Below are 16139 nucleotides of genomic sequence, written 5' to 3' on the forward strand. Positions count from 1 at the left end.
GGTGATTGGTTTTTTAGTTAATCTGTTTTAAAATTCCACCAGAAGATTTGCTGATATCTGATGTCACATCAGGGTTACCTCTGTATTTCACAGAACCTCCGGAAGAAGCAGCCACATCGAGCTTTTCTCGTACATTCACCGTAATTGATGAGCCTGAGGTTGACTGTACATTTGCCTTATTTACTTTAAAGTTTTCTGCACGGCACATCGCACCACTGCTTATATCTAAAACTCCTATGTTGGTATTACCGTCAAAGCTTGCATTGGAACCGCTTGTTCCTTTAAAGGTAAACTTCTCTGTACTGATCGCGCCTTTCATGTTTGACCCAGAGTCTACAAGAACATTTATTGCATCTGAGGCATTAAATTTCCCGACGATTCCCGATCCTGATGATGCCTGAATATTTATATTTTTCCCTGTCAGCGTATTAATGACTGTAAAATGCGAACCTGAATTGGCCTCGATATTATCAAGCTTCGGGGAAGATACATTCACCGTAAGATTTTTAAATTTGAGATTCTTTTCGCCTTTACTGTCAACATAAATTTTTAAAACGCCGTTTTCAACTTTCGTTATGATGTATTTTAATTTATCCGCATCAGCAATCACCTGAACCGAATTTGTATCTTCCTGCTTGTAAACTACATTTACACCTGATTTGATATTGATTCCTGTAAAATTTCCTACGTTTCTCGCTTCACTGTTTACATAAGAATTTCCGCCAGACGTCAAATTGTTTTTCAATGAAACATTAAAGCTGCCTTTCTCCCCGGAATTTATGATTTTATTCACATCATCCATCGAAAGTTTGCCATCAAGCATGACTAGAATATTTTCGCCTTCGTCACCTTTTATGCTTAATAAAAGATCATCCAGCATTCCGTCTTTTGCTGCAGAAGAAAGAAATTTCACCTTATTTCCTCCACTTTTCACAGACATCAGTTCAGAATAATTCATTTTGCTAATAACTGCCGAAATCTCTTTATTAATGGTTGAAAGTTTTTTTCCAAGCTGCAAAGTATCTTCGCCGCCTTCTGAAATCAGAATTTTCAGCCCGTCTATTTTGCTGAGCAAAGGTTTGATCTGATCAAGCTGAGAATCTGCAATATTTAAACTGTTTAACATCCCAAACATGGGTTTTGCAATTTTTATTGAAGTAATGCCTTCCTGATCCTGATATTTATCAAAAAGTAAGTTCAGATCATTTTTCTGTGCCTGCACATTGAAAAAGTGCGCGAAAATGAGTGCTGTTAATAAAAATATTTTTTTCATGATTTTCTTTAATTTAAATTATTGATTTACAATTTTTAATAATTACAAATCGGGTTATCAGTCTTCCACATTATCCATCACTTTTGGCTGATTGAGGCTGCTGTTGGCATTTGCAACCACCTGAAACGAATATTTGGTCACATTAATTGCTTCTTCCAGATTATCAATCCGCTTCCCGTTTACGATCACATATGAATTTTTGTACGACGAAGAATCCATAGGTTTGTGTGTGTTGCTCACGTACCTTGGTTTTCTCTCTTTCTTGATGCGGCTTCTTTTTGAGAGCAGATTTTCCAGGGCGTCGACCTCGGCATAACTTTCGTCCTGAAACAGAGAATCTTTTTTGGCACCCACTACAGAATCTGTATAATTTACTGCCACCTGAGTTTCATGCGCATGATTTTCGGTGATAAAATCAGATTTCTGTTTCTTGATTTCGTTTTCTACTAGTTTTGCCTGATCGTCTGCTGAACTGTTTTGATTTAAACTGAAAACCAATCCCAATCCGAAAATCAATCCCAAACTCGCAGCCATCAGAAGCCATTTTGGAAACGAAGGTTTATTCTTCACCGGAATCACTTTTTCGTCTTTCTTCGACTCGGTTTTCTGAAGAAAATCCTCAAAATCCCAGTTCATCTTTTCTTCCTTTAAGTCTTTTACAACTTTTTTATACTGATCCTGATATGGTTCTCTGCTCATAGCTCATCAATTGTGAGATTTGTTCTTTTACTTTCTGTCTCGCGCGCATCAGATTGGCTCTTACTGCGTTTTCTTCCATTTCCATAATCTCAGAAATTTCAGACACATCATACTCTTCTACATCTTTCAGGTGAATCACCATTTTCTGTTTTTCGGGAAGCTGATTGATGAATCCCAAAATATGCTCCTTCATATTATTCACATCCATACTGTAAAGTTCCGACCGGTGAAGCTGCAGATCTGCAAAGCTTAGCTTCACGTCGTGGTGTTTCAGGCGGTTGAGGCATTCGTTTTTTACCGATTTTAATGCGTAGGATTTTAAATTTCCAAATTTTTCAAGTTCTTCTTTTTTCTGCCAGAACTTGATCATTAAATCCTGCACCACATCTTCTGCCTCATCGCTGCTCATGACAAATCTTTTCGCAAAACGATACATCTCATCTTTGAGAATGAAAACCGTATTCTTGAAAGTCTCCTGGGTCATAAGTTTGTTTCTATAAGTAAGACAGCCGGAAAAGAAAGTTTATTACATCAAAACAAAAAAAACTTCAAAAATTTTTTGAAGTTTAGTTTTTAGCTTTTAATAAGTATCGAAAATATGTTTAAAAATCGCCTTGTCTGCATCTGTAAGCGGCATTTTTCTTCTGGCCATCACTTTTTCGGCAACTTCGTAGGCTTTGTCTAATTTAAACTTTTCATCATCTTTAAATCCGCCCCAAGAAAAGCTTTCAATAAGATTCGGCGGAAAACCTTCCCGGAAAATATTCGAAGCGACGCCGATTACTGTTCCCGTGTTCAGTTGTGTGTTGATTGCCGTTTTCGAGTGATCGCCCATGATTAAACCGGCAAACTGCAAACCTGTATCCTGAAAATCTTTCGTACGGTAATTCCAGAGTTTTACTGTTCCGTAATTATTTTTTAAGTTGGACGAATTTGTATCTGCGCCGAGATTACACCATTCGCCAATCACCGAATTTCCTACAAAACCGTCGTGGCCTTTATTTGAAAAACCAAAAATCACGATATTGCTAACTTCGCCTCCAACCTTTGAATGCGGACCAACCGTTGTCGCGCCGTAAATTTTTGCTCCCAAATTAAATTTAGAACCTTCGCAAAGCGCAATCGGACCGCGGAGATTACAGCCTTCCATTACTTCAGCATTTTTTCCGATATAGATTTTTCCGGTTTTGGTATTGACCGTTGAAAACTCTACTTCTGCACCTTCTTCGATAAATAAATCTTTTTTGTTTCCTAAAAATCCGTTGGTAGAAGATAATTCTTTTGAAACTTTTCCTTTCGTTAATAAATCAAAATCGAAATCGATCGCTTCTTTATTATATGAAAAAAGATCGGTTGGCTTTTTGAAAAAGATAATTTCTTCTTTAATATCTGTCATTTTTTCGATCTGACTTAAAGAAAAACCATCCATATTAATTTTTGCAGCAACCAGCTCATCTTCATAAACCAAAGCTTCGCCGAGTTTCAGATCTTTTATCTGCTGAATAATATTTTCTGTCGGCAGAAAATTAGACACCAAAAAGAGGCTTTCTTTCTTCTCAGGCTCTCTGAATTTATGCTGAAGATACATTTCGGTAAACCAGGAAACTTCAGTGTTGTCTAAGATTTTCTGCCAGCGTTCGGAAAAAGTAAGAATTCCGCAGCGCATTTCGGCAACCGGTCGGGTAAAAGTGAGCGGAAGAAAATCTTCCCAGTATTGTGCATCGGAGAATACGAGTTGCATAGCTAAGATTCTATTTAAATTTGATTTTTAATTGTGAATTACTAATTATTTTGGAATATAATGATAGCGTACGAGATTTCCGTATTGATTGCTGTCATTCGAAACTGGTGTCAATATCATATTATTGTCTTCTACACTTACAATCTTCGCGTAGGTTACGTTTTTCGCATCTTTTAAATCTATGGTTTCATCTTCATTTACTTTCCATTTACCGGTAGCGGAAAATTCTGCTTTATTACTCGGCAAATAAATTAGATAAGTTTTGTCATTTCTAAAATCGTATATGAATTCTTCATCACCAAAATGTAAATGTTTAACCTTTTTTCCATTTAAATCAATATAATCGACTTTCCATTCTTTTATAAGTTTTGTTGAGTCTATTTTATTCCAACCTGAACAGGAAGCGCAAAATAGACCTAAAAGAAATAAAGTTTTTATTAAAAAAAATAAAAATTTCATAAGTATAACGGATATATGCTCTGAGCAAAAATACAAATAAAAAAGTCTCCCAAAAATTTGGAAGACTTCTATATTCTGACGTGACAAAAAATTACTTAGCGAATTTCTTGTACTTATTCATAAACTTATCTACTCTACCTGCAGTATCTACCAGTTTGGTTTTCCCTGTGTAGAAAGGGTGAGAGCTTGAAGAGATTTCCATTTTGATCAATGGATACTCCTGACCTTCGTGCTCGATCGTATCTTTTGTCTCAGCAGTAGATTTTCCTACAAATACCTCGTCGTTACTCATATCTTTGAAAACAACAAGTCTATAATTTTCTGGGTGAAGTCCTTTTTTCATGTCTAAATTTCTTTTTATTGTTTTGCTTCCGAAATAGTAATGGTATTTCTCTGCTAATTTTAGGTTGCAAAAATACAATTAATTTTAAAATACACAAGCCTTAAATGAATCTTTTTTCTCAGATAAGAAAGTTAAACATTTTTCGTTAAATTTGAAGACCTTATAGATAAGATGCAAATGAAAATCAAACTTTTACTTTTCTGTTCGTTTTGGGCATTATTACTGGCAGTTTCATGCAACAGAGACGAAATTTCTTTTGAGGAGCCGTCAGCCGAGCTCAGATTTTCCCGTGACACCGTGTTTTGCGATACCGTTTATCATCAAATTCGCTCAGAAACGTATGTTGTAAAAGTTTTCAATACCGAAGATAAAGATGTGCTGATCCCTAGAATTAATCTTGAAAAAGGCGCATCTTCTTTATATAAAATCAATGTTGACGGGAAAGCCGGTTACGATTTCCAGAATGTTCCGCTGAGGAAAAAAGATAGTCTTTATATTTTTGTAGAAATTGCAGCGCAGGCAAACGGCCCGGAAGCGATTGCAGAAGACCGCGTTTTATTTTCGACGCCAGCCGGAAAACAGCATGTGACTTTATTTTCTGTGGTTCAGGATGCAGAATTTTTTATTCAGACGCCTTCAAATCCAAACGTGATCACTTCAAATACTGTCTGGAACAGTAATAAAGCAAAAATTATCTACGGAAATCTTACCGTAAACCCAAATGTGACGCTCGATGTAGATGCGGGAACGAAAATTTATTTTCACAAAAACAGCGGAATGAAAGTTTCTGGTGGAGGGAAACTAAATTTAAACGGCACGCAGACCAATCAGGTGATTGTACGGGGCGACCGAAACGACACGTATTACGACACCATTCCTAGAAACTGGAATTCCATTAAAATGGAAGCTGCTTCTGTTTTAAATATGAATCACACCAGACTTTTTGGCGGAACGCGAGGTCTCGACATGAGACAAACTACGGCAAACATCAGCAATTCTTTCATTCACACTTTTCAGGAATACGGAATTTATGCAGTCGGATCTACCGTAAATGCGAGAAATCTTGTGATGAATAACAGCGGCGAATCTTGCATCGGAATTTTTCTTGGCGGAAATCACTCGTACACACACTGTACGATTGCAAATTATTCTGCGACGATGGGATCGCTTCCCCGCATGGGAATTTTTGCGGCCAACGAATGGAAAAATGACAGCGGACAAATCGTTCAGGGTGCGCTGCAAAATCTGAGTATCAGAAACAGTATTGTATATTCAGACAAAGATAATTCGGTAAATCTTTCGCCTACGAACGGACAGCAGTTTCAGTTTTCGTTGGTCAATTCTCTGATAAAATACTCAAATGCAGCGGCGGCACAGTTTGATTTTGATAATACGATGTACGTTATTCAAAGCATTAAAAACCAAGATCCGAAGTTTGTTAATTATTTTGCCGCACAAATGAATCTTCGTGTAAAGACAGATTCTCCGGCAAAAAACAAAGGTTCAGCAGCCATTGCAGCAACGGTTCCGACAGATATTGTTGGGGTGAGCCGCACAACCTCTCCTACTTTGGGCGCGTATCAGTAATTGGCTCTTCACTTATTTAAATACGACTTTTATTTTAAACTTTTTACTTGGCACTTTAAAAATGGAAATCACCAAACTTCAGCAGGAAGTCGATGAATGGATAAAAAATATCGGTGTCCGTTATTTTAATGAACTGACCAATATGGCAATGCTTACCGAAGAAGTGGGCGAAGTCGCTAGAATTATTGCGCGACGCTACGGGGAGCAAAGCGAAAAGGAAAGTGATAAAACCAAAGATTTAGGCGAAGAATTAGCGGATGTTCTTTTTGTAACGTTATGCCTGGCCAATCAAACCGGTGTCAATTTACAAGAAGCTTTTGATAAGAAGATGAAAGTAAAAACTGATCGCGATAAAGACAGGCATCAGAATAATGACAAGTTGAAATAAGTTTGAAGAAACAATGAAGCTGGAAAAATCAATTTTAAAGCAAAACCAAACCATACAAATCAGCGGTTCGAAAAGTATTTCGAATCGTTTGTTGATTTTAGAAAAGCTTTTTAAAAATATAAAAATCACCAATCTTTCAAATTCTCAGGATACACAATTATTAAAAAAAGCATTGTCTTCGGAATCTGAAACCGTTGACATTCATCATGCAGGAACGGCAATGCGTTTTTTAACATCTTATTACGCAATTCAGGATAGAAAAACAACGATTCTTACCGGTTCGGAAAGGATGAAAGAACGGCCGATAAAAAATCTGGTTACGGCTCTGCAAAATTTAGGCGTTGAAATTGAATATTTAGAAAAAGAAGGTTTTCCGCCTTTAAAAATTACCGGAAGAAAGATTTTGACAAGTGAAGTTGATATTCCGGCGAATATTTCCAGTCAGTTTATTACTTCTTTACTTCTGATAGCCGGAAAACTTGAAAACGGTTTAAAAATAAATTTGACTGGCGAAATTACTTCAAGATCATACATCGAAATGACTCTGGATATTTTGAGCAAATTCGGAATTATAAACAGTTTTGAAGGAAACACTATTAAAGTTGAAAACTTTAATGTGAATGGTCAATCGTCAATTGTTAATTATGAAGTAGAAAGCGACTGGAGTTCGGCGTCGTACTTCTACTCTACTGCCGCAATTGGCAGAAAAAATATTCATCTCAAAAGTTTTTATAAAAATTCTACGCAGGGCGATTCTGCGGCTGTTGATATTTATGAAAAGTTCTTTGGAATTAAAACCATTTTCTCAGAAAGCGATCATCAATTAACGATTGAGCCTCATGAAAATTTCATATTCCCTGAGAAGATTATTTTGAATATGAATAATTGCCCAGATATTGCACAAACGGTTTGCGTTACAGCTGCTGCTTTAAAAATTCCGTTTGAAATTTCTGGATTGGGAACTTTAAAAGTAAAAGAAACGGATAGACTTCTAGCTCTTCACAACGAATTACAAAAGCTGGGAACAGAAACAGAAATTACAGATGTTTCGATAAAATCAATTAATTTTAAAAAATCTGAAGAAAATATTTCAGTTAAAACGTATCAGGATCACAGGATGGCAATGAGTTTTGCGCCGTTTTGTTTACTCAAAGAAATTAATATCGAAGATGAAAATGTGGTTGAAAAATCTTATCCGGAGTTTTGGGAGGATTTATCTAAACTCCTAATCTGAAAATCGTTAAATTTGTTTTAGTAAGAAATCATCGTAAAATTATTCTTATTGAAATCAGTTAATGGCTGATAAAATGGGAGCAATTTTAAGCAAAAAAAATAATAACGGCTTTGCTAATGTTTAGCAAAGTTTTGTTTTAAATAATTAAACTGAATTTTGAAAAAAACAATTATCATCACCGGAACTTCATCAGGAATCGGTTTCGCTCTGGCAGAATATTTTGGAAAAAAAGGTCACAAAGTATACGGTTTAAGCCGGAAACACACAGAAAGTCAGTATTTTAATTCGATTCCAACAGATATTACAGATAATGACGCGGTGGAAAATGCGATTGCCGAAGTTTTAAAAACTGAAAACAAAATCGATGTCTTGATCAACAATGCCGGAATGGGAATGGTGGGTGCTGTGGAAGATTCTTCAAAAGATGATATTTTAAAATTATTTAATCTGAATCTTGTCGGAGCCGTGCAGATGATGACTGCTGTGATGCCTAAAATGCGGGAAAATAAATTTGGGCAGATCATCAATGTTTCGAGTATTGGAAGTGAAATGGGATTGCCTTTCCGCGGGTTTTACTCGGCTTCAAAATCAGCTTTAGACAAAGTAACAGAAGCGATGCGATATGAAGTTGATCAATGGAATATTCATGTTTGTTCGCTGCATTTGGGTGATATTAAAACCAATATTGCCGAAAACCGGGTAAAAACAAATGTTTCTGAGCCATATAGAAATGTCTTTGATAAAGTGTATGCATTAATGAATTCTCACGTAGGCGACGGCACAGAACCTCTGGAAGTTGCAGAATATATTGATAAACTCTTGGCTAAAAATAATTGGAAAGCCCATTATTATTTCGGGAAATTTGGTCAGAAGATTGGTGTTCCCCTGAAATGGATTCTTCCGCAAAATACTTATGAAAAATTAATGAAGAAATATAATAAACTCGATTAATCGGAGTTTTAAAGGAGGTTGAAATCACTTTTACACATTATTTTTATTTTACTCTGCGTTTCATTACAGGCGCAGAAAAAGCAGTATTTTCTGATTGACACCGAGACTAAAGTGAGAAAAAAAGTAAAAGATTCGGTTACTGCAGCCAAGTTTCTTGATTCGCTTTCTCAAAGCAATTACTTCTTCACAGAACTGAAAGACGTTAAAATAAAAGGCGACAGCACCGAGATTTTTTACGACAAAGGAAAGAACTTCAACGAAACTTTTGTTCAGCTGTCAGATTCTGTAAAGATTCAGACTAAGCTTAAAAACGAATTTTTCACAAAAAATTTAGATTCGGTAAAGAAGCAGATCAACAGAAGATACATAGACGACGGTTTTGCATTCAGCAGAATAAAATCTAAGTACAAAGGTCAGAAAGACGGGTTTCCAATTGTAGAATTGGACATTAACAAAAACAACCGGCGTACGATCGACGGTTTTGTAGTGAAAGGTTATACGCGCGTTCCCAAAAGGTTTATAAAAAACCTTGAAAAAGATTTTAAAGGGAAAAATTACGACGATAAAAACCTTGTCGCGATCAATAAAAACTTTCAGAGTCATCCTTTTGTAACGCTGGAGCGGCCGCCACAAACGCTTTTTACCAAAGATTCTACACAGATTTATCTTTTTATGGAGAAGAAAAAAACCAACACTTTTGACGGTGTGATTGGTTTTGGAAATGATAAAACTGAAAAATTTACGCTGAACGGAACGCTGAATGTCAACTTTAAAAATATGTTTAACGGTTTTGAGTCTTTAAATCTCTACTGGCAGCGAAACCCGGATAAAGGACAGACTTTTGATCTGCAGGCTGACATACCGTACCTTTTTAAATCGAATATCGGTTTGAATGCTAAGATCAATATTTACCGCCAGGATTCTACTTTTGCCAACGTGAGAATGCAGCCGGCGCTCTACTATCATATCAATAACCGGCAAAAAATAGGTTTCCGGGGAACTTTTGAAACTTCTACGATTATCGATTCTCTTTACATACAGGGAAAAGATTACAACAAAAAAGGAATCGGAATCTGGTATGATCTTACAACGCCGACCGAGGTTGATCTGTTTCTCTACCGCACCAGAATTCGTGTAGAATTTGATTATCTGACAACCGCGTATACACTCGAAAACGTGAATGCGCTGCAAACGCAGATGTATGTTTTTGCCGAACACAATTTTCATATCAATGGCAATCATTATTTCAATCTGAAAGGCGAAGGTGCGATGATGAGCTCGAAAAACGAGTTTTCGGCTAATGAACTGTACCGTTTTGGTGGCTGGAATTCTTTGCGTGGTTTTAATGAAAATTCTCTCGCTGCCGACTTCTATTATTACGCCAGCGCAGAATACAGGTATCTTGTCGGAAACCAGGCATTTTTTGATGTTTTTGGACAATACAGTCAGCTTAATAATAAAACGCTGAATGTGAAACCCAAACTTTACAGTGTAGGGCTTGGATTCAATTTCTTCATTCCGATAGGTTTGATGAGTTTTCAGCTGTCAAACGGAAACGAATTTGGAAACCCGTTCAAGTTCAACGATATTAAAATTCACTGGGGCATTTTGAGTCGATTTTAGTGACTTATCTCATATTTACCGTTTTTAATCCTTCAAAGAATTTAACATAATAACAACGATATGGAAAGCATAGTATCTGTACTTTCCATTAGTTATAATTCGTACATTTATTTGGTTAACAGCTATTTAAATAAAAATCTAAAATAATTATTTAACATAAAAATAAATCACCAATTATTATATGGTTTTCCATAAATCTATTCAAATAACTGTTTTTCAATACTTTATAAAATATAAAAAAAAATAACTCTAATAGAGCAAATAAATTAATAAACTCTTGCATGCTATTTATCGATTTTGTTAGATTTGCAAAAAAAATATTAAAAATCAATCAAAATGAAAAATTTACAATTATCTGTTTTAGCCCTTATGCTTGTTTCTTTAACTTCTAAAATGAATGCACAATCTGCAGACACCAAAACAGATAATCACACAGTAACTATCGATATTCCTGAAGTTGCTATCCTAGACATCGAACCTTCTGCAAACAAAAACATCAGTTTAAAATTTATTGCTCCTACAGAAGCTGGTGAAAAACTGGTTGCACCGGCTGCAGATAAATCTCTATGGTTAAATTACTCTTCTATTAAGACTTCAACCGGACCAGACAACGTAAGAACTGTTTCTGTAAAACTTAATACACCCGTACCAGGAATCGACATAAAAGTGACTGCTGGTGCATATTCAGGAAATGGTGCCGGAACATTCGGCGTACCTGCATCAACTTTGACTTTAACTTCTGCTGACCAGACAATTCTTACAGGAATCGGCAGTGCATATACAGGGAACGGTGTAAACAACGGACACAATCTTCAGTATGATGTTGCTGTTGGCGGAACCGGAACTGGTGCGACAGGATACTCAAGCATCGTAGCAAATACTACAGCTGCTGCTATCGTGACGTATACAATCTCTGATAACTAAGATCAGAAGTTTTAAAAATAATTCTTAATTTAACCCAACAAACTGAACCTGTAAAATCTTTGTCATGCTGAAAAAATTACTGTTTTTTGCGCTTTTCGTGTTATATTTTCAAAATGTAACTGCCGGAATTGTGATATTAAACGGTCTCAGCCACACATACAAAGTAGAAAACGGAAAAGTTTATCAGGGAAGTTTAGAAATAGAAAATACAGGTACAGCGCCACAAAATGTGAAAATCTTTTTACAGGATTTAAATTACACCAGTGACGGTACTATTCAGTATTCAGCTCCACTTTCTAGCAGCAAGTCTAATGCAAAGTGGATTAAAATCAATACAAATCTCCTTACGCTAAAAGGCAAAGAAAAAACCGTGGTACGGTATGAAATCACTGTACCACAGTCAGTTGCCGGAAGCGGAAGTTTCTGGAGTGTAATCATGGTAGAGCCTGTAGATGACATTAAGCCATCTGACAAACAGGCTGGTATCAACATCACTTCTATTGTGCGCTATGCTGTACAGATTATTACTGATTATAAATCTGAAGACGCAAAACCTGAATTTAAATTTGAAAAAGTACGCGTAGATTCTCAGGACAAAAAGAAGATTCTGAAAATCGCGATCGCTAATACAGGAAACCTTTTCACCAAAGCCATTGCGAGTGTAGAAATCTACAACAGCAAAAATGGTGAGAAACTAGGGACATTCTCCAGCCAGGCATTAGGTCTACTGCCGGGCACTTCCAAAACTTTTGACATCGACATCAGCAAAATGGCAGCTAGCAAATACGCCGCAGTCGTTCTTGCCACAGACGAAGACGATAATGCGTTTGCTCTCAACGTCGAATTAGATGTAAAATAAATGTTTAGAAACTGGCTGATTTTTTGTCTGCTGCTGTTTCCAATCTTTTTACTTCGTGCTCAGGACAAAAATGAGTATGCATTTAAAGGAGAGGTACTGCAGCCTGGGACTGCTACATCTATATCTTTTAAGATAGAAAACGCAACAAACCAGGATAAGATCTATGATCTTTCGGTAGATACCAACCAAAAAGGTATCACACCGCTACTGTCATCCAAAACGGTATCGCTTTCTGCGGGAAGCAGTATGATCTACATCGTGCCGGTAAGAATCTCTAATGATACACCGAAAGGAAACTATTTAATTTCTTTAAAAACTAAAGACGAGCAGGGAAATACGCTGACCAAAACTTCACCAATGGTGATTGCTATGGCGAGAAAACTCAGTCTATCGTTAGCAGACAGCCCGGAATTTGCGAAAGCCGGCGACAGTATCACGGTTACATTTATCGCTAAAAATAACGGGAATATGGCTGAAAAGCTCTTCCTAAAAACAGAAAACGCAAAAGTAGATCTTGGTTCTGAAGTAAATCTTCTGCCGGGACAGTCAAGAGTTATCCGACTTAAAAGCAAAACCGATCCTAATATCGGCATCGTTTCTTATCAAAGTTTTCACCTTAACGCACTCACAGAAAATCATCCTAAAGAAAACCTGGATGCTTTCAGCAATGTGAAAATTATACCGGTCAATCCGATCGAGCAGGATATTTACCGAAGATTTCCTATCGCCGCTTCTATTAATTACATTGGCCGAAACGAAAGAGGACAATATCAAAACGGTATTCAGGCTGAAGTTTTTGGCAGAGGTTCTTTATCAAAAGACAATACCGACAATTTTGAATTTCGTGCCGTGACTAAAAATCCGGTAGATTTCAATGTCTTCACGCCTTATGAAGAGTATTACGCTTCCTATAAAAATGAAAAACTCTATGCGCATATTGGTGACAAATCGTATTCGGCATCTTTTCTTACGGAATTTGCGAGATACGGCCGCGGTGCTGAACTTCAGTACAAATTCAACAAAGTAACGGTAGGCGCATTTTACAATCACCCAAGATTTTATCAGGAGATAAAAGATGAATTTAACGTGTCTGCGAAATATCAGGTCAACAGAGATACCGAAGTTAGCGCAGGATATTTATATAAAATTCCGCGTGCGGAGCGTGAAGGTTTGAATACGCATCTTCCTTATATTTTAGCAAAAACGAAGGTTTTAAAAAGTGTTGATCTGCAGACTGAAATTTCGTACAGCAAAAATAATTATTCTCAAGGTCTCGCATACCTTGCGCAGGCGCAGGGAAATTTTAACCGACTAAGCGCCGGTCTTCTTTATATGAATGCTTCCCCAGATTTTGCCGGATATTTTAATAATACGAGTTCGGTTTCAGGAAATTTTCAGTACAGACTCAGCGAGAAAATCGACATCAACGGAAATTACCGTCAGGATGCCAGAAACTTTAAGCGCGATACTCTTTTTGGAATTGCACCATACCAGAAATATGCACAGCTTGGATTGCAGTACAGATATTCGCCGAAAACGAGTTTAAATATCTTCAGCGGTTATCAGAACTATGACGACCATATGCAGAATAAGCAGTTCAGCTATGATGAGCTTTTTGTACGAGCAGGAATTACGCAGGAAATAGGTGTTTTCAGACTAGGCGCGGAAGCTCAGTATGGAAGAACAAATAACTTTTTAACTGATCAGGAAGGAAATTCAAAAATCATCTCCTTAAATGCCGGCTTTGAAAAGTTCCGTACTTCGTTTAATTTTTTCGGAAGTTATTCTAAGACCACACGATATATTGGCGGCACAGAAGGTCAGCTCTATTACGGCGCACGCATCATCAGCAGGCTTTCATTAAAAAGTTCGTTGAGTATATTTTATCAGAATAATTATATGCCAGAGCAGGTTTTCAGCGACCGAAATCTTTTTGAAGTGCTTTACCACCAGGATATTTTTAAAAATCATTCTATAGATTTAACGGGAAGATATACGTTGCAGCGCGAGCAGCTCAGCAATAAAGATTTTATTGTATCACTACGATACACGATGAGAATTAATACTCCGGTTAAAAAGATTGCAGATTACGTTACACTCAGCGGAAACGTTTCAAATCTTGGCGTGAAGAAAGTTGACGGTGTAAAATTGATTATGGGAAATCATATTTCGATTACCGACAAAGAAGGAAATTATACTTTTAAAAATGTTATTCCGGGAGATTATTATATTGAGATCGATCGTTCGACGACTGATTTTGACGTCATTTCGGATGTCACTATGCCTGCGCCTGTGCATATTGTGAATAAAGAAAATTTCTTTAATTTTGGACTTACCAATGCGGCAAAGATCGAAGGTTTTGTGAAACTCAGTGATGACGGCAAAACGGATGAATTTGCAATTTCAGCTAACGACCGTAAGAAATCTGAAAGCATCATTATTGAAGCTACCAAAGATGATTTGGTCGTAAGAAAAATTTGCCAGCTGAATGAAAGTTTTGATTTTACCTATCTGCAGCCGGGAAGTTGGAAAGTAAAAATCTACAGAAACGGTCTCGACAAGCGTTTTAAAATCGCTGCTGACAGTTTTGAATTTGACCTGAAAGGTAACGAGACGAAGGCAATTTCGGTAAATATCAGCAAACAGCAGCGGGAAATTAAGTTTCAGCAGAATGATATTAAAGTCACGTATAATGAAGTTTCAAAAAAGAATTGATCGGATATGAGGATTGGCGGTATAATATTATTTGCTTCGATATTTTTTTGTGGAAAAATCGCTGCACAAAGTACCGGCAGCAGATCTGTACGTCTTACGCTTCCTGTCGTTGCTTTACTTAGTGTGGTTCCTTCAGATCCCATTATTTTAAATTTTACCGCACCTGGCGAAGCAGGAAACCGGCTTGTTAATCCTTCAAGCAATGATGCGAAATGGATTAATTACAGTTCGGCTATAGCGCAGAACAGTCCAAACAGAGTCATTACTGCAGCAATCAGCCAAAATATTACCGGTATTACGATCCGTTTAAATACATCAAATGCTTCAGGAGGTGGCGGTGGAGTTTTGGGGTCACCGGTAAACCAAGTCACTTTGAGTACAGTTCCCATCACTATTATCTCTGGAATTGGCGGTGCATTTACAGGTATCGGAGTAAATTACGGTCACAAAATTACCTTCTCTGCCGATGTGAATGACTATAAAAGTTTAACAGCCGCTTCGAATAATGTGATCAATGTGATCTACACGATTAGCGACTTTTAACATTTGTTAATGAAAAAACAACTTTATATATTATCAATATTAGCTTTATCTGTACATGGAAATGCGCAGCGTCAGATTTTCGTGAACGGACCTGACGTTACGGTGAGTACTCAGGCTGGTACTTTACAGCCAATTTCTGTTGCTGGAAGTAACTATACTAACGATTATCTTTCGCCAACAAATCTCATCAATATCAGTGTAACCATTCCGGGAAGTATCCTTTTTTCTCAGGGATCACGAGTATATGTAAGTCAGTCTCCAATTAACTGGCCTCAGAGTTTACAGCTCTTTGTGAGACGAACAGGTGATGGAAATCCTTGCGGTGGGTGTACAATTGCAGAAAATTCAACAAATGATTTCTATCTAGTGACTAATAATGCGAGCAGCTTTATGCTTCCAAGAACTAATGTATTTATTCTGGGAGGTGGTGGTACTTACAGCAATATTCCGGTACAGATAAAAATCTCTGGCGTATCCGTAACACTGCCCGCAGCTACGTATTCTACAAATATTACCTTCACAGTTACTGCTCCTTAAGATATTGCAGATCAAAATATACTTTTTCCAATTTTAGCATTAAACTTTATTTATCAGATTGAAAAAGATTGGTGAATAATCATTTGTGTGCATAATATTTAAGTGCAGATTGATATCGCGATAATCTATATTAATTATCAGTACTTTCAGTTAGAAATTGGTCACAAAAAACTCCTTCATTTTTTGATGAAGGAGTTTTTGGAATAAAAAAAGACTGGCGGCGACCTACTCTCCCGCTTTCGCAGTACCATTGGCGCTGGTGG

16 protein-coding genes are annotated in these 16139 nt (G+C 37.0%); 10 read left to right on the top strand and 6 right to left on the bottom strand.

Annotated features, from left to right (window positions below; translation table 11 throughout):
• Positions 1 to 13 precede the first annotated feature (13 nt).
• The 6 genes from ASG01_RS08950 to ASG01_RS08975 all read right to left on the bottom strand — a co-directional run bounded on the left by ASG01_RS08950 (position 14) and on the right by ASG01_RS08975 (position 4515).
• On the bottom strand, positions 14 to 1273 hold the full coding sequence (locus ASG01_RS08950) for a DUF4252 domain-containing protein (protein ID WP_055862851.1): 1260 nt from the start codon (positions 1271 to 1273) through the stop codon (positions 14 to 16).
• A gap of 57 nt (positions 1274 to 1330) precedes the next feature.
• Positions 1331 to 1972: a hypothetical protein gene (locus tag ASG01_RS08955; RefSeq protein WP_055862853.1), complete on the bottom strand. Its 642-nt coding sequence runs from the start codon at positions 1970 to 1972 to the stop codon at positions 1331 to 1333.
• Positions 1941 to 2456 carry an RNA polymerase sigma factor gene (locus ASG01_RS08960; RefSeq protein ID WP_055862855.1) on the bottom strand — a complete coding sequence of 172 codons (516 nt, stop codon included), beginning with the start codon at positions 2454 to 2456 and terminating at the stop codon, positions 1941 to 1943. Before ASG01_RS08960 ends, ASG01_RS08955 begins: the two co-directional genes overlap by 32 nt.
• A gap of 96 nt (positions 2457 to 2552) precedes the next feature.
• Complete coding sequence (locus ASG01_RS08965) at positions 2553 to 3713, bottom strand: GlmU family protein (protein WP_055862857.1); 1161 nt, start codon at positions 3711 to 3713, stop codon at positions 2553 to 2555.
• Positions 3714 to 3758: 45 nt separating this feature from the next.
• On the bottom strand, positions 3759 to 4172 hold the full coding sequence (locus tag ASG01_RS08970; protein WP_055862861.1) for a hypothetical protein: 414 nt from the start codon (positions 4170 to 4172) through the stop codon (positions 3759 to 3761).
• A 91-nt stretch (positions 4173 to 4263) separates the two neighbouring features.
• The gene (locus tag ASG01_RS08975) at positions 4264 to 4515 is read right to left on the bottom strand and encodes a type B 50S ribosomal protein L31 (RefSeq protein WP_055862920.1); all 252 of its coding nucleotides are present in this window, start codon (positions 4513 to 4515) and stop codon (positions 4264 to 4266) included.
• A gap of 177 nt (positions 4516 to 4692) precedes the next feature.
• Between ASG01_RS08975 and ASG01_RS08980 the strand changes: the two genes are divergently transcribed.
• The 10 genes from ASG01_RS08980 (at position 4693) to ASG01_RS09025 (ending at position 15876) form a co-directional block, all read left to right on the top strand.
• On the top strand, positions 4693 to 6102 hold the full coding sequence (locus ASG01_RS08980; RefSeq protein WP_055862922.1) for a hypothetical protein: 1410 nt from the start codon (positions 4693 to 4695) through the stop codon (positions 6100 to 6102).
• 61 nt (positions 6103 to 6163) lie between these two features.
• Entirely contained in the window at positions 6164 to 6490 is a 327-nt protein-coding gene (locus ASG01_RS08985; protein WP_055862863.1) for a nucleotide pyrophosphohydrolase, read from the top strand.
• A 13-nt stretch (positions 6491 to 6503) separates the two neighbouring features.
• Entirely contained in the window at positions 6504 to 7724 is a 1221-nt protein-coding gene (locus tag ASG01_RS08990; RefSeq protein WP_055862865.1) for a 3-phosphoshikimate 1-carboxyvinyltransferase, read from the top strand.
• 156 nt (positions 7725 to 7880) lie between these two features.
• A complete protein-coding gene (locus ASG01_RS08995; RefSeq protein ID WP_410492815.1) occupies positions 7881 to 8675 on the top strand; it encodes an SDR family oxidoreductase in 795 nt (264 codons plus the stop codon).
• Between the two features lie 18 nt (positions 8676 to 8693).
• Entirely contained in the window at positions 8694 to 10298 is a 1605-nt protein-coding gene (locus tag ASG01_RS09000) for a hypothetical protein (protein ID WP_055862870.1), read from the top strand.
• 336 nt (positions 10299 to 10634) lie between these two features.
• A complete protein-coding gene (locus ASG01_RS09005; protein WP_055862872.1) occupies positions 10635 to 11222 on the top strand; it encodes a hypothetical protein in 588 nt (195 codons plus the stop codon).
• A gap of 64 nt (positions 11223 to 11286) precedes the next feature.
• Positions 11287 to 12081 carry a WxL protein host-binding domain-containing protein gene (locus ASG01_RS09010; RefSeq protein ID WP_055862874.1) on the top strand — a complete coding sequence of 265 codons (795 nt, stop codon included), beginning with the start codon at positions 11287 to 11289 and terminating at the stop codon, positions 12079 to 12081.
• A complete protein-coding gene (locus tag ASG01_RS09015; RefSeq protein ID WP_055862875.1) occupies positions 12082 to 14796 on the top strand; it encodes a hypothetical protein in 2715 nt (904 codons plus the stop codon).
• A gap of 6 nt (positions 14797 to 14802) precedes the next feature.
• Positions 14803 to 15339, top strand: coding sequence for a hypothetical protein (locus ASG01_RS09020; protein WP_055862877.1), 537 nt, complete (start codon positions 14803 to 14805; stop codon positions 15337 to 15339).
• A gap of 9 nt (positions 15340 to 15348) precedes the next feature.
• On the top strand, positions 15349 to 15876 hold the full coding sequence (locus tag ASG01_RS09025; RefSeq protein WP_055862880.1) for a hypothetical protein: 528 nt from the start codon (positions 15349 to 15351) through the stop codon (positions 15874 to 15876).
• The last annotated feature ends 263 nt before the right edge of the window (positions 15877 to 16139 follow it).

It is taken from the genome of Chryseobacterium sp. Leaf180, from assembly GCF_001424585.1.
GTDB lineage: Bacteria > Bacteroidota > Bacteroidia > Flavobacteriales > Weeksellaceae > Chryseobacterium.